Source organism: Gammaproteobacteria bacterium (assembly GCA_028819075.1).
In the GTDB taxonomy this organism is placed as follows: Bacteria; Gemmatimonadota; Gemmatimonadetes; order Longimicrobiales; family Gaopeijiaceae; genus BD2-11.
Genome location: JAPPMM010000017.1, coordinates 94894 through 121258, shown reverse-complemented (window position 1 = coordinate 121258; position 26365 = coordinate 94894). Strand labels below are relative to the sequence as shown.

Sequence of the window (26365 nt, the reverse complement as noted above, 5' to 3'; positions counted from 1 at the left end):
GCCTACCCTGCACCGGCGTCCCCGCCCCGGTCCCCTGTCTTTCTACACCTGCCAGGGGTGATTGGCTTCCTCCATGCGGGGAGGATGGTAGCCCGGACGGCCCAGAAGCCCGTTCACATACCGTTTGCCCAACTCCACGCCCGGCTGGGTGAGTGGGTCCACGCCGTAGAGGTATCCGGCGTACACGGTCGCGGCCTGGAAGAGCAGGATGAGTTCACCCAGCGCGTCGGCGTCGAGCCTCGCCAGCCGCACGGTCAGGTTGGGCCGCCCGGCCATTCGAAGCGCGGCCGCCGTCGCGGCGTGCTCGACGGCGATCAGATGGTTGAGCGTGTGACCCTCGGGGAACTCGAGGGCGGGCAGCGAAGCGGACGCCTTGCCGATCGGAAGCGGACCCGCGGCCGCGCCGACGGTGACGAAGCACACCACCTTGTCCGCAGGCCCCTCCATGAAGAGCTGCAGGAGCGAGTGCTGGTCGGTTGCCCCGGCTGCCGGGAGCGGGGTGGGGCCGGTGCCCGCGGGCCCGCCGTCGAGTCCCGCGGCCTTGCCGAGCGACTCGCCCCACAGCTGCTGCACCCAGAGGGCGAAGGAGCGGAGCCTATCGCAGTAGGGCATGAACACGTGCACGCGCTGCCCGCACTCGACATCGGCGCGGTACAGAAGGGTCGCGACCACGCCCGCCGGATTCCGGGTCAGCTCATCCGTCCGGCAGCGTCTCTCCATGCGCGCGGCGCCCCGAAGCACCGCCGTCACGTCCAGGCCGGCCGCCGCGGCGGGGAACAGGCCGACGGCCGACAGCACCGAAAAACGGCCCCCCACGTTGCCCGGGACCGGAAGGGTGGGGATGCCTGCGGCCTCTGCCAGAGCGCGGAGCGGCCCCCGCCCGGGATCCGTGGTGAAGAGAAGATGCTCCCGCGTCCGATCCTGGCCGACTTCGCGCGCGAGTCGCTCGGCCACCACCAGATACTGGGCCAGCGTCTCGGTCGTCGAGCCCGATTTGCTGACCACGTTGAAGAACGTCCTGCGCATGTCGAGGCGGTCCAGCAAGGAGCCGATCGAGTGCGGATCGATGTTGTCCGCCACGTGGAGACGCGGGTGGGGCCCTCCGGCGCCACTCGCACCGCTGTTGGGGTCCCCGGCGGCGAGTGCGTCCCGCAGGGTGCGGGTCCCCAGCGCCGACCCGCCGATGCCGAGGACCACGAAGTCGTCGAAGCGTCCCCGCAGCCCGGCTGCCACGCGACGGATGTGGGCCGCGGACTGCGCGGCGCGCGGCAGGTCGAGGAAGCCCATGCTCCCGCTCCGGCGCGCCCGCTCGACATCCCGGTGCGCCACGCGGAAGCGCGAACCCAGGTCGCCGGTGAGCCGTTCGGGATCGACGCCATCCTCGTCTTCGTCGATGGCGAGGAGGTTCCGGTAGTCGACGGTGAGAGCGCTCATGCGCGTTCCGCCGACGACGGAGACCGCCGGGGCTCCGCACATCCGTCTTCCACCTTCAGGGTGAGGCCGTCGAAGGCGGGCCGGATGTCCTCCGGGAGGCGCCTGCACAGGTCGTCGTGCCGCACGCGGTGAGTGAGATGGGTGAGATAGGTCCTCCGGGCGCCGACCGCCCGCGCCGCGGCGACGGCTTCCTCGATGTTGAAATGGGTGGGATGGGGATCCCCGTACCACAGCGCGTTGAGCACCAGCAGATCCGCGCCCCTGAGCCCTTCCAGCGTCGCCCGCGGAAGTTGTTTGGCATCGGTCACATACCCGAGGCCCCCGACGCGGAAGCCGTAGGAGCGGACCCCGCCGTGGGGTACTCCGAGCGGGAGAAACACGCGGTCCAGGATGTCTACCGGCCGTCCCTCCCGGAAGGTGAAGACATCGAGTTCCGGGAGGAACACCCCGTCCGAGGCCCGGGGTCGCGCGTCGAAGATGTACGGAAAGCGGCGCCGCAGCTGGCGGGCGACCGACCGGTGCATCCAGGCGCTGATCCTCGCACCGTGGAGCGCCGTGAACACCCGCAGATCGTCGATGCCGTGGATGTGATCGGCGTGCGCGTGCGTGAACCACACCGCGTCCACGGAGGATACGTCCTCGCGGAGAAGCTGGAGTCTGAGCTCCGGGGGTGTGTCGACGAGCAGACGGCGGTTCCCGAAGCGAAGCAGGGCTCCGTGCCGCGTGCGCTTGTCGCGGGGATCGCTCGAGGTACAGGTGTCGCATCGACATCCGATGACCGGCACGCCGTAGGAGGTGCCGGTGCCCAGGAAGGTCAGCGAGAACGACATGGGGCTCCTAGAGCTGCTCCACGAGCATGGTGTTGGTCGACCCCCTCTCATGGAAGGGATATCCCGCGGTCACCACGACCGAATCTCCCGGCCTCCCGACTCCCGCGCGCACAACCGCTTCCTTGCCGTAGGCGGAGAGCGCGGAGTAGCTGACCGGCACGTCGGTGGCGAGCGTGGGCCACACGCCCCAGACAGGCGCGAGCTGGCGGAAGGTGCGCGGCTCGGTGCACACGGCGAAGATCGGGACCGGGGGGCGGTATGATGAGACCAGGCGCGCGGAGAAGCCGCTGCTGGTGATCACGATCAGCGCGGGAGCATCCAGCTGTCGCACGGCGTCCACCGTACAAGACGCGACCGCGTGTTCGCGGCGGGTCGCGCCCCCCCGCTGCCAGTTGTCGGGGCGCGGGAGGTAGCGCGGACCCTGGGCCAGCACGCCGGAACCCTCGATCTCGCGGATGATGCGCACCATCGCCCGCGCGGCGTGAAGCGGGTACTCTCCGACCGCGGTTTCGCCGGACAGCATCACGGCGTCGGTGCCGTCCAGCACCGCGTTGGCGACGTCGGAGGCTTCGGCGCGCGTCGGCCGCGGGCTCTGGATCATCGAATCGAGCATCTGGGTCGCGATGATGACCGGCCGGCCCGAGTAGTTGGCCAGCTGGACGATGCGCTTCTGTGCGAGCGGCACCTGCTCGAAGGGCACCTCCACCCCGAGGTCTCCGCGCGCGACCATGACCGCGTCCGTTGCCTTCACGATCTCCTCGATCGACGCCAGGGCGCGCACCAGTTCGACCTTGGCCACCACGAGCGCGCGGCCCGCGACCCTCTCCTTCAACTCCTCGATGTCCGCGCTTCCCCGGACGAACGACAGGCCCACGTATTCGACGCCGGCCTCCAGGGCAAAGTCGAGGTCGTCCAGATCCCGCTCGGTGAGCGAGGGAGTACTGAGGTTGGCGCCGGGCACGTTCATGCCCTTGAAGCTCTTCAGCTGGCCGCCGGTTTCCACCACGAAGCGGGCCTTGCCGCCCTCCTTGCCTACGCACCGCATCTCAAGCAGGCCATCGTCCAGAAGAACCCGGTCGCCGATCACCACGTCGTCGGCAAGGTGCCGGTAGGTCGTCGGGATCTCCCCGGCCTCTACCGTCTCCTCCGGGGCGATGACCACCTCCTGGCCCTCCGCCAGAAAGAGTGGCGACTCAAGCCTGCCCACGCGGATCTTGGGGCCCCCCAGGTCCACGAGAATCGATACCGGCGTGCCCGCCTCCTCGGCCGCGCGCCGGATCAGGGCTACCGCCTCCAGGTGATCCTCACGGAGGCCGTGGGACATGTTCAGGCGCGCCATGGTCATGCCCGAATCGACCAGATCGCGGACCACCCCGGCCGAAAACGTGGCCGGGCCCATCGTGCACACCAACTTGGTTCTCAGCATCGGATTCCCACTTCCCCCCGCTGTAGCACCGGCAGGCCGGCGCCCAATTAGCCGTTCTCGATGTATGGAGCGCCGTTATTCTAGTCTGGTTCGCCCGAAATCACAGTGACCGGTCCCCATCCGGGGTCCGCGCACGCCGCGGGGGCGTCCGGGCCCTCAGACCGCCGGGCTCTCGCGCAGGACCGGAAGATGGGCCACCTTTCGCGCCCATGAAGCTACACCACATCGCCGACGCGCATGCAGCACGCTCCGTGGCGGAGAAGCTGGATTCCCGCTCGCCGCTTGCCCTCGACTGCGAGGCGGCCGGCTATCACCGCTATTCCGACCGGCTCTGCCTTGTGCAGCTCTCCGCACCAGGGGATACCTGGCTCATCGATACCCTGGCCCTCGACGCAAGCGGGATGCTCAGGTCGCCGCTGGAAGATCCGGGTCGCGAGATCGTCATGCATGGAGCCAGCTTCGATCTGCGCCTGCTGTCGCGGGATCTGGGCATCCGGGTGCGGGGCATCTTCGACACGCAGGTAGCGGCCGCGCTGCTCGGGGAAGCCGCGCTGGGACTGTCCCCGCTGCTCGAACGCTTCCTTGGCGTGCGCCTGCCCAAGAAATACCAGCGGGCCGACTGGGCGATGCGGCCGCTTCCCGCGGAAATGCTCGAGTACGCCGCTGCCGACACGCGCTACCTGGCGACCCTCGCGGACATCCTGCGAGCCCGGCTGGAGGAAAGGGAGCGCCTCGCGTGGGCAAGCGAGGAGTTCCGCTGGCTCGAGCGAGCCGCCTCCAATCCGGAAGATCCCGACCCCGATCCGGCGACGAAACTGAAGAACGCGCGCCATCTGGCCCCGCGTGCGCTGCAGCGGCTGCGTGCGCTGTGGACCTGGAGGGACGAGGTCGCCCGCCGCAAGGACAGGGCGCCCTTCCGGGTGGCCGCCGATGATGTCCTGCTGAAGCTGGCCGAGGCCCCGCCCCGCTCGACCCGGGAACTCGCTCGCCGGCCCGGTGTGTCGCCCATCCTGGCCCGCGCCGACGGCGGGAGACTCTTCGAGCACCTGGATCGGGCGGAATCCATCCCGGAGGCGCGCATCGCCCCGGGGCGGAGACGCCGTGAAGGATCCCTCCCGCGGCTTGCGCCGGAAGGCGAAGAACGGGCCCGGGAGCTGCGCGCCGCCCGTGTCCGAAGGGCCCGCGAACTCGGACTGGACCCGGGTCTCCTGCTTCCCAACAAGACCATCGTGGAGATCGTGCGCGCCAATCCGGCTTCACCGGAGGAGCTCGCCCGGGTGCCCCAGGTGCGCGCCTGGCAAGTCGAGGTGCTCGGCCAGCTGGCCCTCGATATTCTGCGTGCCTGAGCATCCAGTCTGTGGGACCGCACTGGCGAAAAGCGCCTGATTTCGGCTATAATGATGGCTGACAATCGCAAGATTCCGGAGGCGCAGGTGCTTCCCAACGCTTGCTTCGTTCTGCCGGGGATGTGATGACGTCGGAACTACTCGAAAGAGACGATCTCTCCGTCTACGTGGTCGCCGGAGTACCCAAGAGCTTCAAGAAGAAACTCGCCAAATACCTGAGCGAGGAATCGTCCGGCGAGGGCAACCTCATGCTCCTCGACGAGAACATGACGGAATGGCTTCTGGCGCGTCTCAAGGGGAAGAGGCGTCGCAGCCACGAGCAGACTCCCGCATCGTCCGCTCTATGGCGCTGTTACCGGTCTCTCAGCGCAGCCAGATATCACTTGAGTGACCAGCCCCTGGAAGGGCGCATTCGGGAGATCCGGAGCGAGATCGAGCGGCTCTGGCGCATCACCAGCCCGATACACGACACGGACGAGGAAGAGGAATCCTCCTGAGGGCGAACGGCCGGGATCCGGCGTTCGCTATTCGCCCCGGGCCTCCAGTTCGCGCTTGTACTCGATGCAGTACCGGGCGTGCGGCAGTGCGTCCAGCCGCCGGAAGTTGATCGGCTTTCCCGTGGCCTGACAGCGACCGAAATTCTCCGGATCCGAGTAGAGTCGGCGAAGCGCGTCCTCGATCCGGTAGAGATAGCGGCCTTCCTTGGTTGCGAACAGCGCGGCCTTCTCGCGCTCCATCGCCTCGGTGCCCTGGTCCGCCATGTGGTCGGTGTAGGCGGCCAGATTGGAGTCGCCCGACTCCCGGTCCTCCTTCGCCATCCGGTCGAAGAGGCCCAGCGACCTCAGCGAGCGAGCACGCTCCTCCAGGAGGCGGCTCTGGATGTGGGCCAGTTGCTCCTTGGTGAGAATCGCCACGTTCTGTACCTTGGTAGACGGTTGTGCGGGCTGTCGCTACCGGGGTGCCGGCACCGGGGCGCCTTCGGCCGTGCGCGAGGAAATTACAATAATCCGACGGGGTTTCCAACGTGCCGCGCTTTCCTGACCCGGCCTCCGCCGCCGGTTGGGGCATCTCCCTCACACTTGGGCCTCAGGCTCTCCGTCCTCCAAACGACGAGTTCCGTGAACACGATCGACTGTAGACGCTGCGGCAAGGAATCGTCCTCAATGGAGAAGGCCCCATTCCGCACGGAGCTGGGCGAACGGCTGCTGCGCCGGATCTGCCGGCTTTGCTGGTCCGACTGGCTTCAGCACCAGACGCTGCTGATCAACCACTACGGGCTGGATCCACGCGAAGCCAGCTCGAGGAAGTTCCTCTACGAGCAGATCGAGCAGGTGCTGCTCGGCGACGGCGAGGCCGAGCAGGTGGACACGTCCCGGAAGGGCGAAATCGACTGGTGAGCGGGCGGGGGCTGCACGCCCGGCCTGACGCGCAACTCGACCCGGTTCAGGTCGAGAGGACCGCCTCCACCTGAGCCAGAGCCTCTTCGAGTTCCTCGCGCCCGATCACCAGGGGGGGCGCGAAGCGAATGACCTGCTGGTGCGTCTCCTTGGCCAGGATCCCCCTGTGCCACAGGGCTTCGCAGAAGGGCCGGGCCGGACCCGACGACTTCCGGATGACCAGGCCGATCATCAGCCCGCGGCCCCGCACTTCTTCGACGTGCGGCGAGTCGATGGCGCGCAGCCTCCGCATGAACCATTCGCCGAGCCGGGCGGAGCGCTCGATCAGCCCTTCCTCGACGATGACCTTCAGCGATGCGCGCGCGACCGCGGCCGCCAGCGGATTGCCGCCGAAAGTGGATCCGTGGTCGCCGGGCCGGAACACGTCCATGAACTCCGAGTCCGCGATCGCGGCCGAGACCGGGTAGACGCCGCCGCCGAGGGCCTTCCCGAGAATCAGCACGTCGGGGCGCACATCCTCCCAGTCGCAGCACAGGAGCCGTCCGGTGCGCCCCAGCCCGGTCTGGATCTCGTCCGCGACCAGCGCCACCCGGTGCCGCGAGCACAGGTCGCGGGCGGCGCGCAGGTAGCCGTCCGGCGGCACGATGACCCCTCCCTCGCCCTGGATGGGCTCGACCATGAAGCCCGCGGTGCGCTTGTTGATGGCGTCGCGCAGGGCGTCGATGTCCCCGTAGGGGATCCTGCGGAAGCCGGGCGTGAACGGGCCGAATCCCCTCCGGTACTCGAACTCGGAGGAAAAGCCCACGATGGTGGTCGTTCTGCCATGGAAGTTGTTGTCGCAGACGATGATCTCCGCCTTGTCGTCCGGGATGCCCTTCACCTGGTAGCCCCACTTGCGGACCGTCTTGATCGCGGTTTCGACGCCCTCCGCCCCGGTGTTCATGAGCAGCGCGCGCTCGAAGCCGGTGAGTTCGCACAGCTCGCGCAGGAAGGGGCCCATCTGGTCGTTGTGGAACGCGCGCGAGGTGAGCGTCAGGCGCTGCATCTGGCTCCGGGCGGCGCCGATGATGCGCGGATGCAGGTGCCCCTGGTTGAGGGCGGAGTAGGCGCTCAGCATGTCGAGATAGCGACGCCCCTCCACATCCCAGACCCAGACGCCCTCGCCCCGTTCGATCACGACCGGGAGCGGATGGTAGTTGTGGGCGCCGAAGCGGTCGGCTTCATCGAGGTAGGATGACGTGATCGCCTGCGTTGCGGTGTCTTGCATGGTGTCGGCCTCCCGACGCGGATCCCGCGGGGGTCGCGTCAGCTTGTCGATGCGGCGCCGCCCCGAAAGGTCACGGGCGGAAACGGGTTTTCGTTGACGCTGAGCTGAAATACGTCGGGGCGGGCATAGTGGCCCACCACGTCGAAGTCGAACTTCCCGCGCGTGACCGCGTCGGGATCGAGGCGGGCGAAAAGAATCCCTTCCTGGTCCCAGAGGGGTCCCGCCAGGCACGCCCCCGACGGCGAATAGATCGCGCTTCCGCCGGCGCACAGGCGTTCCGGCCAGCCCTCCAGTTCACCGGCGATCTCCAGGTCGGCCGGGTACTGGGCGCGGGTGGCGTACTGGTTGCAGCCGAGGACGAAGCATCGTCCCTCGAGGGCGATGTGCCGGAGCGTGGCCTGCCAGCGCTCGCGCCCGTCGGCGGTCGGGGCGAGGTAGATCTCAACGCCCTTCGCGTACATCGCGGTGCGGGCCAGCGGCATGTAGTTCTCCCAGCAGATGAGGCCGCCGACCCGGCCGAGGGGCGTGTCCACAACCGTCAGCGTGCTGCCGTCGCCCTCACCCCAGATGAAGCGTTCGGCCGCTGTGGGCTTGAGCTTTCGATGCTTGCCCAGGAGCGCGCCGTCGGGACCGAAGTAGAGAAGCGTGCAGAAGAGCGTGCCTCCGCTGTAGTCGGCATCCCGCTCCACGACCCCGACGGCCAGGTAGACCCGGTGAGCCGCGGCGGCTTCGCCGATGCGATCGGTGGCCGGCCCGGGGACTTCGACCGCCCCCTTCAGGTATCGGTCCCATGTCCTGCGGCCCGCCGGCGAGCGGCCGCCCACCGACGTGCCGAACGCCAGGCCCCAGGGATACCCGCCGACATAGGCTTCAGGGAAGAGAACCAGCTGGGCTCCCTGCGCGGCGGCTTCGGCGGTGAGCGCGTGCACCTTCCCGATCGCCGCCTCCAGGTCGAAGGGGACCCCGGCCCCCTGTACCACCGCGACCCCGATGCCCTCGTTGTCGTTCATCCAGGTTCTGGTCCAGTGCTCTGGTTCGGGAACTCCGGAGACGTCTTCCGCACGGTCACGCTTCTCGCCGGTGGATTCCGTCTCCCTGCGTGGAATAATGCATCAAGCATATGCTTCGCGCGACAGGGCCCGCCATCGCGTCAGCCTCCTCGATACGCGATCTCCGCAACCACCTCGCCCACGACCTCCAGCGTTGCCGGGCTCACGTTGGCGGCGACGTCGTTGGGCGTGTGCCAGAGCGAGTTCCCCGGCCCGTACTCGAAGTCGATGATGTTCACGGTGGGGATGCCGGCTTCGTTCAGCGGCACGTGGTCGTCCTGGATGGGAGGACGCACCGTCATGGGGAAGAGGCGCCCGTATCCCAGGTCGCGCGCAATCCCCCAGACGCGCTGCACCACGCGGGGGGCGTAGCGGGAGGAATACCCTTCCACGGGGAAGCCGGGATCGCGGTCCCCGACCATGTCGAGGAGGACCGCATAGCGGGGCTGGCCGCCCAGGGGCTGCTCGGCATAGCGCTCGGAGCCGATGAACATGTCCGCCGTGGTCGGGCCGTAGTCCTCGCCGTCCACCATGAGCAGATCGATGCCGACCGGCGGCGGCTGGACGGAAAAGAGTTCGCCCAGCGCCATGAGCACGGCCACGCCGGAGGCGCCGTCGTTGGCGCCCGGGACGGGGGTGTCGCGGTCCTCCGGATTGGTGCTCTGGTCGGAGATGGGCCGGGTGTCCCAGTGGGCCAGGAACAGGAGCCGGTCAGGGTTGGCGGCGTTGAAGCGGGCCAGGACGTTGGCCAGCGGCAGGGTGTCTCCGGTGGTGGTGGTGTACCGGAAGCGGTCGACGATGACCGTGTCGGCGTGCGCCGCCAGCTGCCCGGCCATCCACTCCAGCTGTGCCGCGTGGCCGGGCGTGCCGGGCACCCGGGGCCCGAACGCGAGCTGGGCTTCGATCAGTTCGAAGGCACGCGCGCCCGGGAAGGCCGGGCGTTCGACGCGCTCGGCAGGCTCGCTACCCGGCTCCCCTCCGCACGCCAGCGTCGCCGCGAGCAGAAACGCCGAGTACCCGACAACGCGTTTCATCCCGGCATCCCGGAAGCGGGGTCAACTGCACTCGCTGAAGCCGCACACATGGCACTTCACGCACCCCTCCTCGAAGGAGAGCTGGCCGGTGCCGCAGTCCGGACAAGTGCCCAGATAGCCCAACCCGGAGGAACCGCCACCCGATGGCGCACGGCTGGGGGCGGACGCACCCGCGGCCGAGGTCACCGGAGCGGTGAGGATGAGTTCCTCCTGGATGCCGTCCTTTTCCTGGAGGTAGTACTCGATCGCCTGGCCGATGGCGTCGGGGGCGGAAAGGACCTTGCGCAGCCCGAACCCGACCGCGCGATCGCAGGAGATGCCGCGAAGCTGATCGCGGACCGCGGTGATGGGGATTCCCGACCGCAGCGCGAGGGAGATCAGCCGCCCGATCGCCTCCGCATCGGCCATGGCGGCGCCGCCGGCTTTGCCCAGCGTACAGAAGACCTCGAAGGGTCGGCCGGTCTCGTCTTCGTTGATGGTGACGTAGAGATCGCCGAGCGGGCAGTCCATCTTCACGGTGCGTCCCTTCAGCAGCGCGGGACGCTTGCGCTTGTGGCGGCCCGCGCCGGCGAGGCGGTCGCGGTCGCTTTCGCGCTGCCGGTACTTTTCGATCTCGCCGCGCAGCCGGTGACACTCCTCGCGCGCATCCGCGAGCTTCTGCTCGATCTCGCCGGCCGATGGCGCCTTCTCGCCGGTTGTTTCCGGCTTTTGCTCGGTCTTGCCGGTCGAGAGCACCTGCATGGGGCGGGACCCGTCGCGGTACACGGTCACGCCCTTGCACCCCAGGGAGAAGGCCAGCTCGTAGATCTCGCGGACATCCTCCGGCGTCGCCTCGTGGGGGAAGTTGGTGGTCTTGGAAATGGCGGCGTCGGTGTACTTCTGGAAGGCGGCCTGCATGCGCACATGCCACTCCGGGGTGATGTCGTGCGCGGTCACGAACACCCGCTGCACCTTCGCGGGCACCTCGTCGTGGTGGATGTGGCCGCTCTCCGCGACCCGCTCCATGAGTTCCTTCGAATACCAGCCGCCCTCCTTTGCGACGCGCACGAAGTCCTCGTTGACGTCCGGCATCAACACGCCGGCCTGGTTGCGCATGAACGCCACCGCAAACAGGGGCTCGATGCCGCCCGAGCAGCCGGCGAAGATCGAGATGGTGCCCGTCGGGGCGACCGTGTCGAGATTGCAGTTGCGCAGCGGACGCATCGGGCGAATGCGGCTCCCGTCGGGACGGCGGGCGCAGCTTTCCTCCGGACCCCAGATGGACTGCGCCCAGGCCGGGAACACGCCCCGGCTTTCCGCCAGCTTCGCGGACGCGACCTTGGCTTCCTCGTCGATGAAGCGCATGACGGCCTCGGCGACCGCCACGGCGGCGTCGGAGTTGTACGGGATTCCCAGCCGCACCAGCATGTCCGCCCAGCCCATCACACCAAGCCCGATGCGCCGGATGTTCTCGGCCAGTTCGGTGATCTGGGGCAGCGGATAGCGGTTGGCGTCGATCACGTTGTCCAGGAAGTGCACCGACAGGTGGACGACCCGGCGGAGCCCGTCCCAGTCGATTGCATCCTGCGGATCCACGCTCCACGAGAACCCTTTGCGCACGAACGGGCCGAGGTTGAGGCTCCCCAGGTTGCACACGTCGTACGGCAGGAGCGGCTGTTCTCCGCACGGATTGGTGGCCTCGTATTCGCCCAGCTTCGGCACCGGGTTGAATTCGTTGGCCCGGTCGATGAAGAAGACGCCCGGCTCGCCGGTCTTCCACGCGCCCTGCACGATCATGTCGAAGATCTCGGTCGAGTTCTCGCGGCCTACGACATCGCCGGTGCGCGGGCTGACGAGGTCGTAGTCCTCGCCCTTCGCCACCGCCTGCATGAAGGCGTCGGTGATGGCGACCGAAATGTTGAAGTTGGTGATCTGGGAGGTGTCGTCCTTGCAGGTGATGAAGGAGCGGATGTCGGGATGGTCGACCCGCAGGATGCCCATGTTGGCGCCCCGGCGCGTGCCCCCCTGCTTCACGACCTCGGTGGAGGAGTCGTAGAGGCGCATGAAGGACACCGGGCCCGAAGCCACCCCCATGGTGGAGCGCACCGTGTCGCCCTCGGTGCGAAGCCGGGAGAAGGAAAACCCCGTGCCCCCCCCGGACTGGTGGACCAGCGCCATGCTCTTGAGGGTGTCGTAAATGCCGCACTCGCCGTTGGAGAGGGCATCGTCGACGGGAAGCACGAAGCACGCGGAGAGCTGCCCGAGCGGCCGCCCCGCGTTCATCAGCGTGGGGGAGTTGGGCTCGAACGTGCCCGTCGCCATGAGGTCGTAGAACTGGCGCGCGACCTCGTCGATCGCCGCATCCGTTGCGCCATGGCGGCGGTCTTCCTCCGCGATCACGCGCGCGACCCGCCAGAACATGGTCTCGGGCTCTTCGACAGGCTCGCCTTCTTCGTTTTTCTTGAGATAGCGGAGCCCGAGAACGATGCGCGCGTTGTCGGAAAGCGTCGCGCGCGGGAGGTCTGCGGGCGGCACGTCGTGCGCCGGCGGAGCGTCTGGAGATGCGGGTCGTTGGGCGGACATGCTGTTTTCCGTTTGCTGTTTTGCCGAGAGATGTGGAAAAATGAGTGGAAACAGCCCCCACCTCCGTGCAAAACAAACGGAAAGCACGCCAGCCAAGGTGTGGGCTTGTTGAAACTGCTCGACACCACATCTTGTGGGTCGATGTCTCCGGGGCACCGTATGTCGCGGTGCGACCTACACCATAGGTGCCCCGGTTGCGCGCCGCAAGTCTCTTCTAGAACGCCGATCCCAGACGGAGGTAGAGCCGCCCCGCGCGCAGGCGGAACCCTGCCCCGGGCGGATCGTCTACACCCCTGAGCGGAAACGCCAAACCGGCCCGCACGTCGGTGGAGAGCGTCCAGAAGGGCAGCGTGTTCACCGTCACCTCCAGGCCGAAGGAGGCGAGGGCGGCGCGCTTCGGGCTCGCGGTGGGATCCCGCTCGCCTTCCGGGCCCCAGGCGTTGCCTGCGTCGGCAAACAGGCTTGCGCCGGCCCGGTCGAAGTACAGGGGCCAGGCCCCGAGGCCCCGGCGAATGATGGAGAGCGGAAGCCGGTACTCGGCGGATGCCGACCAGGCGATGCGCCCGCGCCGGGAAGCGGCGGAATAGCCTCGCACGGGAAACAGGAGCGGCGAGCCCCCGAAGAGACCGAAGCCGGTGAGCCGCTCGCGCGTGCCCGCGGCGTTGCCCACCTCGAAGTGAAAGCCGTCGGCGCCCGGTCCGCGCGCGATCCCGCCGCTCGCCCGCAGGGCGAACACCTGCTGGGCGAATCCGACGTTGCCGAGCGCACGGTAGAGCGAAAGGCGGCCGGTGACCTCCTCGAACCCCCTGTCGGCCGCGCGGTCTCCGGCGAGTTCCTCGGGGAGATCGAGCACGCGCGAGACCCGGCCCCGAACGGCTCCCGAGACGCCGTCTGCCAGGGTCATGGACATGGCGTGCGAGCGAGCGGTGTTGAACCCCAGCGTTGCGGCTACCTCCCCGACGCGCCGCGTGGGACGGTTGAGCCGGAAGAGGGTGGAGGGTTCCAGCGTCGCGTCCAGGAGCTCGGAGGACACCCAGTTGTGGCTGGCCTCCAGGGTGAGGCCGATGCGGTTGCGAAAGCGGGCACGCTGAAGGTCCAGGCTCACCTGCACGCGTCGTTCCCGGTCCACCACGTAGAGAGTGTCCACGTCCCCGTTCTGGCGCTCTCCCAGGGTGAGACCCGCGGGATCGTAGAGCTGGCCCAGCGAGAAGGTCACCACCGGGTTCCCCAACCCTCGGGCGGTGTAGCCGAAGCGGCCCTCCCCGCGACGCTTCTCGGGAATCAGGCGGCCCCAGGCCCGGAAGGCGTGCCGGTCGACCAGATCCCGGCCGGAGGTCGAGAATCCGAAGCCCGGGCCGATGACATCGCGCTCCCGGATCCTTCGAGGCGCGGAGTAGAGCGGCTGCCAGTAGGTCGGGAGGAGCGAGCGGAAGGCCCGGTACGGCCTGCTCTCGGCCTCGATCGCGGCCTGAAAGCGGTCCGGGGAACGATCCGCGCCCAGCAGGAAGCGGGGGTCGTCCGCGAAGGGTTCGAACCACTCGCCCGGAGCGTAGGGGATGCGCTCGATGTCCCAGCCGTCGTGGTGGTAGGCGGAGTAGTAGATCCACTCGCCCTCCGGATCGATGGCCGGATGGGCGGCCCCGGTGAGCATGTTGGTAACCTGGCGCACCGGCCCGGCCCGTCCGTCCCCGTCGATGGAAGCCGCGAAGAGATTGGGGATGCCGGTGCGGTCGGAAGACCACAGCAGGGTGCGCCCGTCGGGGGACCAGGCAGGACTCGCGTCGACGGCGCGGTCGTCGGTCACTCTTGCGATCAGCGCGCCGGCGGCATCGAGGATCACGACATCGAAGCGGCCGCCGGTACGCCACTGCGATACGGCGATCCGGGACCCGTCCGGCGACCAGCGCGGAAAGCCCCAGTGGACGGCGGGAGCCGCCTCGGTCAACGCCGTGATGTCCCCGGTGGCCAGGTCCACCAGAACCAGCCGGTTGGTGCCCTCTCCCTCCTGCACCGCCACGACGTGTTCGCCGTCCGGATGCACGTCCGGGAAGGCGAGCCGGCCGCCGCTGGTGATGCGGGTGACGTGGCCGTCCGCATCGACCCGGTAGAGATCGTTGTAGAGGCGGTAGCGGTCCGCCAGCTCGAACTGGGCGAAGACCATCCCGCCGTCGGGCGTCCACGAGAAGCTGGACAGGCCGTTGGTGCGGGTGAACCGGCGCCCTGCGCCACCATCCAGGTCGAGCAGGCGCAGATGCGCATCGGAGCGCCCGTCCGAGAGCGCGAAGGCGAGGCGCCGGCCGGCCGGAGACACCTGCGGGTAGAGGGCCTGGCGCGCCCCGCGGGTGAGCGCTTCGCCGGTGGTGACCGGCTGCAGTGCGGCGAGGGAGCCGGCGAGGCCGCTGTACCTGAAGGAGAGCGACGCGCGCCACTCGTCCCACGCCTGAGAGAACGAGATGCCGAAGGCCGAACGCGCCGCGGCGTCGATCCGATAGGGAACCAACTGGCCCGCCACCTCTTCCACGAGCTGCCGCATGCCCGTGGTGTCGGTGCGTTCCATCAGATAGTGGAAGAACTCGGAGCCGTAGACGTAAGGGCGAAGTCCAGCCGGCCACACGGGGCTCCTGCCGGAGACCACGGACAGCGACTCGAGGTCCTCCTCGAGAACGCCGGTGCGCAGCACCATGTCCTGCCAGGTGCCGTGGACACGGCCGGCGTCCGTCAGCGTCGACTCGTAGTAGGTGGCGATCCCTTCGGTGAGCCAGGTGGGCGTGGCGCGTCCGGGAAAGAAGGGCCAGGTGGCGGGGTAGCGGCCCAGGACCGCGCGCAGGATGCCGCCCAGACCGCCCGCGGGATCCAGGTGGAAGATGTGCACCAGCTCGTGCGTGACCACCAGCTCGATCCACTCGTCGAAATAGTTGAGGGATCCCGCGTCCGCGGGCGGGCGGGCAAAGAGCGTGATGCGGTTGCCGGGGACCACGTTGGCGAACCCGTTGGAGTAGTCGGCGTGGTCGGTGAGCACGATGTCGATGGCGCCCGGCGGTGGCGCGCTGAAGGATGAAGCCAGTTGCCCGTAGGCGCGCTCCGCCCGGTCGGCGAGGCGCGTCGCCAGGGGATGGAGGGCTTCGGGAAAGGTGATCCGGAAATGCTCGGTGTCGAGCGTGCGCCAGTCCTCGTCGGGGGGCACCTGGCCGTAGGCGGGGACGGTGGCCGAGAGCGCGCCCGCGAGGAGCATCGGCAGGAGCAGCAGCCTTGTCAGGGGGCTGCCGCGCCCGTCAATGTTGTCGGGGCCAAAGCAGACGAGGGTTGTCATCAAATCATGCAGACCAGGGCAAGTATCTGGTACCGGCTGGGCTACGCATGGGAGACCGCGCGCCTGGGCCAGGCGGCCGGGAGCGGCGGGGCATCCGGCCGGCGCCGTCCGCCCCTCCGGTCCGGAAATGGGAGCGCGCCCTCCGCCACACGCAAGATCGCCCCTTCGCTCCTCTGGAGAAACCTGCTCGACCAGGCCGGCGGGCTGGCCCGGCGGGTCGTGGTCGCGCGGGCCGATCGCTCGTCGCCACGTGAGGACTTTCCGCGCGCGGCTCTGGCGGGTGCTGGAGCGGCGCTCGCAGCGCGCTCGCTCGCAAGGCTGCTCGCTCCCGATGCGTCATCCGGGGATGAGGCCGGGCTTGGGCTCGAGTTGGCGCAGGGCGCGGTCGAGGGGTTGGCCCTGGCGGTCCTGAGCCGCCATCTGCCCGCTGGCCGCCTGGTGCAGATCGGGTTGTGCAGCGTGGCGAGGCATGCCGCGGCTACCCGGGGAGGGCTCCCGCGCGTCATCCGTCCCATCGCACCGGGGACGATCCGCACCCTCTCCGCCCTGGCCCCCGAGCGCGGCCGCAATGGCGGATTGCTCGAACACGCGGCGTTCGCGACCGCGTTCGTGCTGCTCTACCGGCGCGGAACTCCCGGATCCGCCTAGCAGACGAAGCGCTGCGAGCACGCGGTGCCTTCACGCTCCACCGGGCGTGAGGGACCCCAGAACCCGGCGCCCCGAAGCCCCCGTGGAGGCTGGCGAATTGGCCGGCAGACCCCGCAGGTGCGCCCACGCCAGCACCGCGAAGCAGGCGGCTTCGCGCGCTTCCGGGTCGAGACCCAGCACGGACAGGTCGCGCACCGGGACCGGGGCGAGCCGGTCGGAGATCATCGCCGCCAGGACCGGGTTCAGCGCGCCGCCGCCCGCCAGCAGGACCTCGCTCACGCCCCGGGGAAGCACCCAGCAGCGACAGGCTTCCGCGACGGAGGCGGCGGTGAAGGCCGTAAGCGTTGCGACCAGGCAGGCCCAGTCGCGGCTGGTACGCGGCGCCCGGCGTTCCACCAGCCCTTGGACGAACGCGCTGCCGAACACTTCGCGGCCGGTCGACTTTGGCGGCGGGCGATGCAGGAACGGGTGCTGCAGAAGCTGTTGCAGCAGGCCTTCATCGACCTCGCCGGCCGCCGCGAGCTCACCGTCGGCGTCGAACGTCCGACGGCCATCCGTGGCGAGTTCCGCGGCGGTGTCGATGAGCGCGACCCCGGGGCCCGTATCGAAGGCCAGGACGGGTTCGCCTTCCGAAGCCGCCGGCAGCCAGGTGACGTTGGCCATCCCTCCGAGGTTCTGGAGGGCACGCGGCCGGTCTGGTGCGGAGAAGAGCAGGCGGTCCGGCCAGGGAACGAGGGGCGCGCCGTGCCCGCCAGCCGCCACGTCGCGGGTCCGGAAGTCGCTCACCACCGGTATGCCGGTGATCTCCGCGATGGTCGCGGGATCGCCCAGCTGGAGGGTGGCGCCGCGGCCGTCCCCGGACGGTGGATCGTGCCACACCGTCTGTCCGTGCGAACCGATCGCCGCGACCGATCCCGGATCCACCCCGGCGCGCGCGCACCCGGCGAGGGCACAGCGCGCGAAGCGCTCACCCAGGACCGCGTGCAGGCGGGCCAGATCGGCCGGCCCGCCCCCCTCGATCGCGCGGCGGATCGAGTCCCGCTCCTCCGGCAGGTAGCTCTCGCTGTGGAATCCCAGCAATCGCCACGAGAACGTTGCCGGGGTGGTCCCGCCCACCTCCAGCAGGGCGGCGTCGACACCGTCGAGCGACGTACCCGACATCATTCCGAGAACCTTCATGGCCCGGGCGTCACGTGGAAAAGGGCGGTCCGCCGCGCGTCCGGCCGCACCCGTTTCGGGATGCCGCCGCGGTCATCCGGCGGCACCGGGGACATCCGCCACCCGGCCCCTGCTCTCCTCGAGCAGGACGCGCGCCGCCTCCGCGTCGATCCCGCGGCGAGCCATCACGATGGCCGTCTTGACGTGGCCGCCGGCCTCCTGCAGCAGGGCTCGGGCGAGCTCCCGCTCCAGCCCAAGGGTCGACATCACGATGCGCTCACCCCGGTCCTGGAGCTTCCGGCAGGTGACCTGCAGATCGACCATGAGGTTGCCGTACACCTTGCCCATCAGGACCATGGCGCCGGTGGTGATGGTGTTCAGGACCAGCTTGGTAGCCGTGCCCGCCTTCATGCGCGTCGAGCCCGTGATCACCTCGGGACCGACCAGGGGGGCGATGACGACATCGTGGGCGGCGAGGAGCTCGGCGGACGGAGGCGTGCAAAGCAGAAAGCCGGTGCGGGCGCCCCGCTCACGGGCTTGCCGCAATGCCCCGTGCACGAAGGGCGTGGTGCCTGAGGTGGCGATGCCGAGCACGAAATCGTCGGCGCCCACCGAGAGGCGGTCCATCTCGCGGGCGCCGTCGCGCGGGTCGTCCTCGGCTCCCTCGCGCGCCCGCACCAGCGCGTCGTAGCCCCCCGCGATCACGCCGACCACCATCGACGGGTCGGTCCGGTAGGTCGGGGGCATCTCCGCCGCGTCGAGCACCCCCAGCCGGCCGGACGTGCCCGCGCCCACGTAGATCAGCCGGCCGCCGCGGCAGAACGCGTCGCGCGCCAGCTCCATTGCGCGGGCGATGCCGGCAGCCTCCTCCCCGACGGCCGCGGCCACGGTGCGGTCCTCGTCATTGATGAGCGCAACGATCTCGGCCGGCGACAGCCGGTCGACGCCACGCGAGCGTGGATTGCGCTGTTCGGTCAGACGATCATCGAGCATGCTGCGCGTCCGGACCCGGGACAGACGTGACTCCTCTCCGACTCAACCACGCAAAGCTAGCAGCCCGTGGATGAATCCGCGCGAGAACCCGGAGCGGCGAGACGCCGGGCTGGCGCGGTGCCTCGAACGTCCAGCGATCCCGAGATCGCAAGCGGTGTAGCACGACCGGCGGATCCTCTTCATCATTCGGGCAATGGACCCGGCCCTAACGGAGGCGGCATGCCACGTCGGAGACCACGCGTCTGGACAGCGGGCCTTTGCGCGATCCTCGTAACCGTCTGCTCGGACGATCCGGCGACCACGGCCCCGCCGACCATCCCTCCCCCTGCCCCTCCCCCGCTGGAGCCCTATGCGGCCGAGCGCGCGGCGCTCATGGCCCTCTACAACGCGACGGACGGGACGCACTGGCATCGGCAGAGGAACTGGACCACCGCCGGGAGCATCCGGGACTGGCAGGGGGTGTCCACCAACTCGTCCGGCTTCGTCACCGAACTGTTGCTTCGGGACAACAACCTGTCCGGCGCGCTCCCGCCCGAACTCCGGAATCTGACCCAACTGAGACAACTGGATCTCGAGGACAACGAGTTGACCGGTTCGATCCCGCCGCAACTCGGAGATCTGCCCCAACTGAGACGTCTGGTTCTGGGCACCAACGAACTGACGGGCACGATCCCGGCCGAGTTGGGCAGGCTGAGCCAACTGACCATGCTCGATCTGGGCAACAACAGCCTGAACGGGACGATCCCTTCCGAACTCGGATCGCTGCCGCGCCTCGATTCCCTACTGGTTCACCGCAACGAACTGACCGGCCCCATACCCGTCGAGCTCGGCAACCTGGCCTCGCTGCGGAGGCTGCTGCTGGCGTTGAATCAGTTAACGGGTCCCGTGCCGCCGGAACTGGGCAACCTGGCGAATCTCACCTACATGAGCCTGAGCCGTAACCAGTTGACGGGCACGATCCCGCCCGAGCTGGCGAAGCTGAGCTCGATCCGGATTCTGTCGGTTTCGCGCAACAGCCTCACGGGGACGATTCCGCCCGAGCTGGGCAATCTGGCCACCCTGGAAGGACTCTATCTCTACCAGAACCAGCTCACCGGCCCCATCCCCGTCTCGCTGGGCAACCTGTCGGAACTGGAGACGCTCTGGATTCACGACAACGGCCTGACGGGCCCGTTGATCGAGGAGCTTGCCGACCTCGCGGCGCTCGAGGATCTGCGAGCCGCGGACAACGAGTTGAGCGGCGCGCTGCCGCGCAATCTGGGCAGACCCCGGGCCTTCGCCCGAGTCGAGCTCGAAGGAAACGAAGGCCTGACCGGTCTGCTGCCGCGGAGCATGATCGGCCTCGAGTTCCTGCAGGTGCTGTCCTACGGGGACACCGACCTGTGCGCCCAGATCGATGACGAGTTCCAGGAGTGGCTGCGGAAGATACCGGACGGCAGCCGGGCGGATTGCGATGTCGCGCAGGTCGAACGACTCGCTCTCACCGACCTGCACGACGTGACCGGGGGATCATCCTGGCCGAACCGGGCGGCATGGGGGACGGATGCTCCCCTGGGAGACTGGCATGGCGTGTCCACGGAAGACGGACGTGTCGTTGAAGTTGCCCTGCCCGCCAACGCCCTGTCCGGTCCGCTCCCCGCGGAGATCGCCAACCTCGGCGAACTGAGGGTGTTGGACCTGGCCGAAAACGACCTGTTCGGCGCGTTCCCGGGCTCCTTCGCCGGTTTGCACGAACTCGCGGAATTGCGCCTGGGCCGGAATCCGGGGCTGGAGGGCGCCCTGCCGTTCGCGCTTCGGGGGTTGGAACGGGTTCGCGTGCTGCTACACGACGACACCGGCCTGTGCGCCTCTCCCGCGCCGGACTTCCAGGCGTGGTACGGGGCGATCGAGCAGACCGCCGGCGCGGTCTGCGACAATCCGGATCAGGTCACGGTATCCCTGCCCATGGTCTATCTCACCCAGTCGGTGCAGGCCCCGTCCGGGAGCGTGCGTCTGGTGGCCGACCGCAACGCGCTTCTGAGGGCGTTCGTCACGGCCGAGGAGCCGCGCGGGTTCTTCGAGCCCGAGGTCGTCGCGGTCTTCACGGATCCGCAAGGGGACGAGGTCCACCGCGCGGTCATGACCCGCGACGCCAACCAGATCCCGGCGCAAGCGGACGAGGGCGATCTCGGACTCTCGTACAACGCGGTGATCCCCGCCGAGGCAGTCATCCCGGGCGTCGAGATGGTCGTCGAGGTCGATCCGGAGGAAACCCTGCCCCTCACCGCCGAAAGCGAAGCCCGATTCCCGGACGAGGGATCCGACTCGCTGAACGTGGTGGAGGTGCCTCCGATGCAGCTCACGCTGGTTCCGGTCATCGCGGCCGCGGAGCCCGACACGTCGGTTCTGGCGTGGGTCCGCGGCATCTCCGCCGACAGTCCCGAGGTGGGACTGCTGAGACACGCGTTCCCGTTCGCCGAGTTCGACGTCAGGCCGCACGAGGCCTATCACACCTCGCTGGATCTCACCACCTCGGCCGGGCAGGTGTCGCTGTTCGGGGAACTCGAGGCGCTGCGGGCATCGGAAGGCGGCACGGGCTACTACTACGGGGTCACCGCCAACCTGGGATCCATCGCCGGTCGGGGGCAGCTCCCCGGCTGGGTGAGCGTCGGCGTGCCGAGATCGACCACGCTGGCGCACGAAGTAGGCCACAATCTCTCGCTCAGGCACGCGCCTTGCGGCGATCCCAGCGGCGTCGATCCGAACTTCCCCTACCCGGACGGAAGCATCGGCGTGTGGGGGTACGACTTCCGCAACGGATCGATGGTGCCTCCCGACCGCGGCCAGGACATCATGACCTACTGCCGCACGTTGCCGTGGCTCAGCGACTACTACTTCGAGAAAGTGATCGACCATCGCGGGCGACTGGCGGCGGACACCGCGAGCGCAGGGCTGGCCGCGGCAGGCCCCGCCTCCGACATGCTCGTGCTCCGGGGTGGCATGGTGGATGGAGAGCTGTGGATCGATCCGACGTTCTCGATGCGCGCGGCGGCAAGGCCGCCCGATGCGCGGGGCCCATACCACATTCGCGGGACCGACGACGACGGCGAGACGCTGTTCTCCCTGGACTTCACGCCCACCGGGGATGGGCACGGCGGCAGGCACTTCTTCTTCACGGTGCCGATCGGGGCCGATTGGGAGGACGCGCTCGAACGCATCACCCTGACCGGGCCGGAAGGCGAGGCGTACGTGGACCAGGCCGACGAGCGCCGGATCACCGTGGTCTCCGAGCCCGGAACGGGACGCCTGCGCGCGATTCTGCGGGACTGGGAAGGGGCGCTGCCGGACGCGCTCAGGGACAAGGCCGACCTGGAAGTCAGCATGACGCGCGGGCTCAGGGAAGCGGTGCGGCTGCGGAGGTGACCCTCACGGAGGCGGCATGACTCGTCGAGGATCGCGCGTCTGGGCAGTGGGCTTCTGCACGCTCCTGCTCTCCGCCTGCTCGGACGAAGACCCGGCAATCACAGCCCTGCGCGAGGTTGAGCAGACCGATACCCCCGATCGGGCCACGCTCATCGGCTTGTACGGCGCGACCGGGGGGCCGAACTGGCACGACAGGACGAACTGGCACACCCCGGAGAGCATCAGGAACTGGAGGGGGGTATCGACCAACTCGGCCGGCTTCGTCACCGCGCTGTCGCTGTCGGGCAACAACCTCTCGGGAACCCTCCCACCCGAGCTCGGGGACCTGGCGCACCTGCGACGGCTGACTCTTTACGGCAACCAGTTGACGGGCCCGATCCCGGCGGAGTTGGGGAGGTTGAGCGAGCTCACCAGGCTCGATCTGAGACACAACAGGTTGAACGGGACGATTCCGGTCGAACTCGGGGCACTGTCGCGCCTCGACACCCTGCTGCTCTCGAATAACCGGCTTTCCGGCTCGATTCCGGGTGAGTTGGGGAATCTGCGTTCTCTTCGAAGGCTGCGCCTGGGGTTCAATCAGCTTTCGGGTGCCCTGCCGCCGGAACTTGGCAACCTCGGCAGCCTCGTGCGTCTGACCGTCAGCCGTAACGAATTGACTGGCCCGATTCCGCCGGAAATGGGGAACCTGTGGGCGATTCAGATCCTGTCGGCGTCGCGGAACAACCTCACGGGTGCGATTCCGGCCGAACTGGGAAACCTGGCCGCACTGAAAGGGCTGTATCTCTACGAGAACCAGCTCACCGGTGAAATCCCCGCCTCGCTGGGGAATCTGTCGAACCTGGAAACGCTCTGGATTCATGAAAACGAGCTCTCCGGAGCTCTGCCCGAGGAACTCGGCAACCTTTCGGCGCTTCACGACCTGCATGCGGCAAACAACGGGTTGAGCGGCGAGTTGCCCCGCAGTCTGGGCAACCTCCAGGTCCTGGCGCGACTCGATCTCCAGGGCAACGCGTTGAGCGGGCAGCTCCCGTTCGCCATTGGCGGCATGCGCTCGCTTAACGGGCTTTGGCTGCAGGGGAACCATGACCTTGCTGGCCTGCTCCCGCGAAGCATGCTCAAGCTGAAGTCCATGCGGGGTTTGTCGTACGCGGGCACCGATCTCTGCGCCCAGATCGACGAGGAGTTCCAGGCGTGGCTGCGCGCGATACCGGATGGCGACAGGTCGGGTTGTGATGTCGCGCGGGTCGAACGACTTGCGCTCATCGGCTTCCACGACATGACCGGCGGCCCGTCCTGGACGAACCGCGGGGCATGGGCGACGGAGGCTCCCCTTGAGGACTGGCATGGCGTGGCCACCGAGGAGGGACGCGTCGTGGAGGTGGCGCTGCCCGCCAACGGCCTGTCCGGTGCCATCCCCGCGGAGATTGCGAACCTTACCGAGCTCACGGCGGTCGACCTGGCCGAAAACGACCTGTCCGGTGCGGTTCCGAGCGCCATCGGTGGGTTGCGGGAACTCGCCGAGTTGCGGCTGGGCCGGAATCCGAGGCTCGAGGGCGCGCTGCCGTTCGCTCTTCGGCAGTTGGAACGGGTTCGCACGCTTCTACACGATGACACCGGCCTGTGCGCGTCCCCCGCGCCGGACTTTCAGGCATGGTACACCGCGATCGAGCAGACGGCGGGCACGATCTGCGACAACCCGGATGAGGTCACGGTGGCCCTGCCAACGGTCTACCTCATTCAGTCGGTCCAGACTCCGCCGGGGACCGTGCGTCTGGTCGCCAACCGGGACGCCTTGCTGAGGGCATTCGTGACGGCTGATGAACCGAGAGGGTTCTTCGAGCCCGAGGTCGTTGCGGTCTTTACGGGACCGGAAGGGGACGAAGTTCACCGCGTGGTCATGACGCGCGACGGCAACCAGGTCCCTGCAGTTGCCGAAGAGGGCGATCTGGGCACGTCGTACAACGCCGTCATTCCCGCGGAGGTCATCGTCCCGGGCGTCGAGATGGTCGTGGAGGTCGACCCCGGGGGCACACTCCCTCTCACCGCCGCGAGCGAAACCCGTTTCCCGCCCTCGGGTGCCCGGCTGCTGAACGTCGTGGAAGTGCCCCCGACGCTGCTTAATCTGGTGCCGGTCGTGGAAGCCGCGGAGCCTGATTCGTCGGCTGTGGAGTGGGTCCGCCGCATCTCCGCCGACAGCCCCGAGGTAGCGTTGCTGAGGCACGCTTTCCCGTTTGCCGGGTTCAGCGTCAGGCAGCACGCCGCCTATGTCACGTCTCTGGATCTCACCACTGTAATGGGGCAGGCGGCGCTCTTCGGAGAGCTGGCGATGCTGCGAGCATCGGAAGGCGGTGTGGGTCACTACTACGGGGTTGCCGCCGACCTCGGGTCCATCCGCGGTCGGGGACAGCTGCCCGGTTGGTTGAGCATCGGGATCATGAGTCCATTCACGCTGGCGCACGAAGTAGGACACAACCTCTCGCTCAGGCACGCGCCCTGCGGGGGTGCCTTCGGCCCCGATCCGGCGTTCCCCTACCCGGACGGAAACGTTGGCGTGTGGGGATACGACTTCCGCAGCGGATCGGTGGTACCTCCGGACGGCGGCCGGGACCTCATGAGCTACTGCCGGTCGTTCCCCTGGCTCAGCGATTTCTACTTCGAAAAGGTGATCGACCATCGCGCGGAGCTGGCCGCGGGCCCCGCGAGCACAGCCCTGGCTGCATCGGCCTCGCGGTCCGACATGCTCGTCCTGTGGGGCGGGGCCGTGGATGGCGAGCTGTGGATCGAGCCGGTGTTGTCGATGAAGGCGGCGGCGAGACTGCCCGAGGCCCGGGGTCCGTACCGCGTTCGGGGGATGAGCTTGGACGGTCGGACGCTCTTCTCGCTGGACTTCACGCCCACGGAGGACGAGCACGGGGGCAGACACTTCTTCTTCACGGTGCCGATCGAGGCCGAGTGGGAGGACGCGCTCAAACGCGTCACCCTGACGGGGCCTGAAGGCGAGGCGTACGTGGACCACACCGACGAGCGCCGCATCACCGTCGTCACCGAGCCCGGGACCGGACGCCTGCGCGCGATTCTGCGGGACTGGGAAGGGGCGCTGCCGGACGCGCTCAGGGACGAGGCCGACCTGGAGGTGAGCATGACGCGCGGGCTCAGGGAGGCGGTGCGGCTGCGGAGGTGACGCCAGGGCCGGGATTCTCGTTCCACAGGCCTCCCATGCCAACCCTTACGTTACGTCAGGGTTTGGGAAACATCTGGCACGGCAAGCGCTTGCGCGCTAATCTTCGCGCCCCGGAAAACGCGGCTCCGGTTCCCCACGCCATCGAGGCGTGACGCCTGTCCGCTTTCCGGCGCCTGCTCGGAAGGCCGGCGAGAAACCGGGGCGGGACAGAGCGTACTCCCGTCGCGGCCATGCCAGGGGAGTCCCATGGAAACGGAGCCAGAAGGCGACGGGCGGGGCCGGGTTGCGGGCGAGGTCGGTCAGGCGCTGCCCGCACTTCACCCGCCGATGCGCGCGGGCCGGGGGCCTGTCGCGACCTCGCTGCTCTGGCTGGCGTCGGCCCTGATTCTCGTCGGTTGCTCCGACCCGCCTCCCGCCGATCCTCCCCCGCCCGGCGCCATCGCCTTCGGCGTCTACGGGGACGGGCCCTACTACCCATGGGAGGAGCCACGCGCCCAGCGGCTGCTGGCGGACGCCGAGTCGGCGGGGGTGGACTTCCTCATCCACATCGGGGATATCCTGGGCGGATCGTGCGCGGACGAGAAGCTGCACGACATACGCAGGCGGCTGGACGAGGTGCCGCTTCCGGTCGTGTACACTCCGGGGGACAACGAGTGGGCGGACTGCCATGCGCCAAATGCGGGCGGGTACGATCCGCTCGAGCGGCTGGAACGGCTTCGGGAGATCTACTTCGACGATCCCTCATCCAGTCTCGGCGCAGTCCCGATGCCCGTCGCATCGCAGGCGAGGGATGCCGGGTTCTCCGAGTTTCCCGAGAACGTGCGCTGGACCCGGGGCGGCTTCGTCTTCGCCACCCTCCACGTGGTCGGGTCGTTCGACGCGACGGCGCAGTTCCCGGGACGCGACCACCGCCATGACCAGGAGGTGGCCCGGCGAAACGAGGCAGCGCTCGCGTGGGTTGATGCGGTCTTCCAGGAAGCGCGCGCCATCGAGGCTTCCACGATCGTGCTCGCAGCGCACGCCAACGTCCGCCTCGAGAGCGGGGGCGGGGACGGCTACGGAGCCCTGGTCGCCGCTCTGCGGGATCATGTGGCCGCCTTTCCCGGGGATGTCCTCTTCATCCACGGGGACACGCACACCTTCCGGATGGACCAGCCCCTGACCGACGGGAAGGGACGCGGACTCGCCAACTTCACGCGTCTCGAGACCTGGGGATCCCCGGACATAGGCTGGGTCCGGGTGGTGCTGGACGCGGTGAAGGGTGAAGTCGTCGAAATCGAGCCGCGGCTGATGCGGCGCTGGTTCTGACGGCCCGCGATTACGAACTC

At 68.7% G+C, this 26365-nt stretch carries 18 protein-coding genes; 7 read left to right on the top strand and 11 right to left on the bottom strand.

Translation table 11 applies throughout. The annotated features are described in order from the left end of the window. Nucleotides 1–42: 42 nt before the first annotated feature. The 3 genes from OXU32_03340 to pyk are packed head-to-tail and all read right to left on the bottom strand — an operon-like array spanning nucleotide 43 to nucleotide 3690. The gene (locus OXU32_03340) at nucleotides 43–1434 is read right to left on the bottom strand and encodes a glucose-6-phosphate isomerase (protein MDE0073004.1); all 1392 of its coding nucleotides are present in this window, start codon (nucleotides 1432–1434) and stop codon (nucleotides 43–45) included. Continuing rightward, nucleotides 1431–2264 carry an MBL fold metallo-hydrolase gene (locus tag OXU32_03335; protein MDE0073003.1) on the bottom strand — a complete coding sequence of 278 codons (834 nt, stop codon included), beginning with the start codon at nucleotides 2262–2264 and terminating at the stop codon, nucleotides 1431–1433. Before OXU32_03335 ends, OXU32_03340 begins: the two co-directional genes overlap by 4 nt. 7 nt (nucleotides 2265–2271) lie before the next feature. Then, complete coding sequence (gene pyk, locus OXU32_03330) at nucleotides 2272–3690, bottom strand: pyruvate kinase (GenBank protein MDE0073002.1); 1419 nt, start codon at nucleotides 3688–3690, stop codon at nucleotides 2272–2274. Between the two features lie 209 nt (nucleotides 3691–3899). On the opposite strand from pyk, the gene OXU32_03325 reads away from it, so the two are divergent. Beyond that, nucleotides 3900–5036, top strand: a complete 1137-nt coding sequence (locus OXU32_03325) for an HRDC domain-containing protein (GenBank protein MDE0073001.1) — start codon at nucleotides 3900–3902, stop codon at nucleotides 5034–5036. A gap of 125 nt (nucleotides 5037–5161) precedes the next feature. Further along, nucleotides 5162–5533 (top strand): hypothetical protein, encoded by a 372-nt coding sequence (locus OXU32_03320; protein ID MDE0073000.1) that lies wholly within the window; start codon nucleotides 5162–5164, stop codon nucleotides 5531–5533. A 27-nt stretch (nucleotides 5534–5560) separates the two neighbouring features. Here the strand turns inward: OXU32_03320 and OXU32_03315 are convergent, their stop codons facing one another. Then, nucleotides 5561–5950, bottom strand: a complete 390-nt coding sequence (locus OXU32_03315; GenBank protein MDE0072999.1) for a TraR/DksA C4-type zinc finger protein — start codon at nucleotides 5948–5950, stop codon at nucleotides 5561–5563. A 204-nt stretch (nucleotides 5951–6154) separates the two neighbouring features. Here OXU32_03315 and OXU32_03310 point away from each other — a divergent pair, with 204 nt between their 5' ends. Next, a complete protein-coding gene (locus OXU32_03310) occupies nucleotides 6155–6433 on the top strand; it encodes an oxidative damage protection protein (protein MDE0072998.1) in 279 nt (92 codons plus the stop codon). Nucleotides 6434–6479: 46 nt separating this feature from the next. Here the strand turns inward: OXU32_03310 and rocD are convergent, their stop codons facing one another. From rocD to OXU32_03285, 5 genes are all read right to left on the bottom strand, one after another. Next, the gene (gene rocD / locus OXU32_03305) at nucleotides 6480–7700 is read right to left on the bottom strand and encodes an ornithine--oxo-acid transaminase (GenBank protein ID MDE0072997.1); all 1221 of its coding nucleotides are present in this window, start codon (nucleotides 7698–7700) and stop codon (nucleotides 6480–6482) included. Nucleotides 7701–7738: 38 nt separating this feature from the next. Beyond that, nucleotides 7739–8710 (bottom strand): carbon-nitrogen hydrolase family protein, encoded by a 972-nt coding sequence (locus tag OXU32_03300; protein MDE0072996.1) that lies wholly within the window; start codon nucleotides 8708–8710, stop codon nucleotides 7739–7741. Nucleotides 8711–8850: 140 nt separating this feature from the next. Then, on the bottom strand, nucleotides 8851–9783 hold the full coding sequence (locus tag OXU32_03295) for a M28 family peptidase (GenBank protein ID MDE0072995.1): 933 nt from the start codon (nucleotides 9781–9783) through the stop codon (nucleotides 8851–8853). A 21-nt stretch (nucleotides 9784–9804) separates the two neighbouring features. Next, nucleotides 9805–12345, bottom strand: coding sequence for a vitamin B12-dependent ribonucleotide reductase (locus OXU32_03290; GenBank protein MDE0072994.1), 2541 nt, complete (start codon nucleotides 12343–12345; stop codon nucleotides 9805–9807). Nucleotides 12346–12559: 214 nt separating this feature from the next. Continuing rightward, the gene (locus tag OXU32_03285; protein MDE0072993.1) at nucleotides 12560–15655 is read right to left on the bottom strand and encodes a BamA/TamA family outer membrane protein; all 3096 of its coding nucleotides are present in this window, start codon (nucleotides 15653–15655) and stop codon (nucleotides 12560–12562) included. A gap of 6 nt (nucleotides 15656–15661) precedes the next feature. Here OXU32_03285 and OXU32_03280 point away from each other — a divergent pair, with 6 nt between their 5' ends. Further along, nucleotides 15662–16303, top strand: a complete 642-nt coding sequence (locus OXU32_03280) for a hypothetical protein (GenBank protein MDE0072992.1) — start codon at nucleotides 15662–15664, stop codon at nucleotides 16301–16303. A 30-nt stretch (nucleotides 16304–16333) separates the two neighbouring features. Here OXU32_03280 and OXU32_03275 read toward each other — a convergent pair whose 3' ends face one another. Together OXU32_03275 and murQ are read right to left on the bottom strand one after the other, a co-directional pair. Next, nucleotides 16334–17482: an anhydro-N-acetylmuramic acid kinase gene (locus OXU32_03275; protein MDE0072991.1), complete on the bottom strand. Its 1149-nt coding sequence runs from the start codon at nucleotides 17480–17482 to the stop codon at nucleotides 16334–16336. A gap of 72 nt (nucleotides 17483–17554) precedes the next feature. After that, nucleotides 17555–18454 carry an N-acetylmuramic acid 6-phosphate etherase gene (gene murQ, locus OXU32_03270; protein MDE0072990.1) on the bottom strand — a complete coding sequence of 300 codons (900 nt, stop codon included), beginning with the start codon at nucleotides 18452–18454 and terminating at the stop codon, nucleotides 17555–17557. 219 nt (nucleotides 18455–18673) lie between these two features. Here murQ and OXU32_03265 point away from each other — a divergent pair, with 219 nt between their 5' ends. The 3 genes from OXU32_03265 (at nucleotide 18674) to OXU32_03255 (ending at nucleotide 26345) form a co-directional block, all read left to right on the top strand. After that, nucleotides 18674–21856, top strand: a complete 3183-nt coding sequence (locus tag OXU32_03265; protein ID MDE0072989.1) for a M66 family metalloprotease — start codon at nucleotides 18674–18676, stop codon at nucleotides 21854–21856. A 16-nt stretch (nucleotides 21857–21872) separates the two neighbouring features. Continuing rightward, nucleotides 21873–25037, top strand: coding sequence for a hypothetical protein (locus OXU32_03260; protein MDE0072988.1), 3165 nt, complete (start codon nucleotides 21873–21875; stop codon nucleotides 25035–25037). Between the two features lie 246 nt (nucleotides 25038–25283). Continuing rightward, nucleotides 25284–26345, top strand: coding sequence for a metallophosphoesterase family protein (locus OXU32_03255; GenBank protein ID MDE0072987.1), 1062 nt, complete (start codon nucleotides 25284–25286; stop codon nucleotides 26343–26345). Nucleotides 26346–26365 lie beyond the last annotated feature (20 nt).

Coding starts and splice junctions, on each gene's coding strand:
- OXU32_03280 (MDE0072992.1), top strand. CDS start 15,662: ATGCAGACCAGGGCAAGTATCTGGTACCGGCTGGGCTACGCATGGGAG.
- OXU32_03335 (MDE0073003.1), bottom strand. CDS start 2,264: ATGTCGTTCTCGCTGACCTTCCTGGGCACCGGCACCTCCTACGGCGTG.
- OXU32_03275 (MDE0072991.1), bottom strand. CDS start 17,482: ATGAAGGTTCTCGGAATGATGTCGGGTACGTCGCTCGACGGTGTCGAC.
- OXU32_03285 (MDE0072993.1), bottom strand. CDS start 15,655: ATGACAACCCTCGTCTGCTTTGGCCCCGACAACATTGACGGGCGCGGC.
- rocD (MDE0072997.1), bottom strand. CDS start 7,700: ATGCAAGACACCGCAACGCAGGCGATCACGTCATCCTACCTCGATGAA.
- OXU32_03300 (MDE0072996.1), bottom strand. CDS start 8,710: ATGAACGACAACGAGGGCATCGGGGTCGCGGTGGTACAGGGGGCCGGG.
- pyk (MDE0073002.1), bottom strand. CDS start 3,690: ATGCTGAGAACCAAGTTGGTGTGCACGATGGGCCCGGCCACGTTTTCG.
- murQ (MDE0072990.1), bottom strand. CDS start 18,454: ATGCTCGATGATCGTCTGACCGAACAGCGCAATCCACGCTCGCGTGGC.
- OXU32_03265 (MDE0072989.1), top strand. CDS start 18,674: ATGCCACGTCGGAGACCACGCGTCTGGACAGCGGGCCTTTGCGCGATC.
- OXU32_03325 (MDE0073001.1), top strand. CDS start 3,900: ATGAAGCTACACCACATCGCCGACGCGCATGCAGCACGCTCCGTGGCG.
- OXU32_03320 (MDE0073000.1), top strand. CDS start 5,162: ATGACGTCGGAACTACTCGAAAGAGACGATCTCTCCGTCTACGTGGTC.
- OXU32_03295 (MDE0072995.1), bottom strand. CDS start 9,783: ATGAAACGCGTTGTCGGGTACTCGGCGTTTCTGCTCGCGGCGACGCTG.
- OXU32_03290 (MDE0072994.1), bottom strand. CDS start 12,345: ATGTCCGCCCAACGACCCGCATCTCCAGACGCTCCGCCGGCGCACGAC.
- OXU32_03255 (MDE0072987.1), top strand. CDS start 25,284: ATGGAAACGGAGCCAGAAGGCGACGGGCGGGGCCGGGTTGCGGGCGAG.
- OXU32_03340 (MDE0073004.1), bottom strand. CDS start 1,434: ATGAGCGCTCTCACCGTCGACTACCGGAACCTCCTCGCCATCGACGAA.
- OXU32_03260 (MDE0072988.1), top strand. CDS start 21,873: ATGACTCGTCGAGGATCGCGCGTCTGGGCAGTGGGCTTCTGCACGCTC.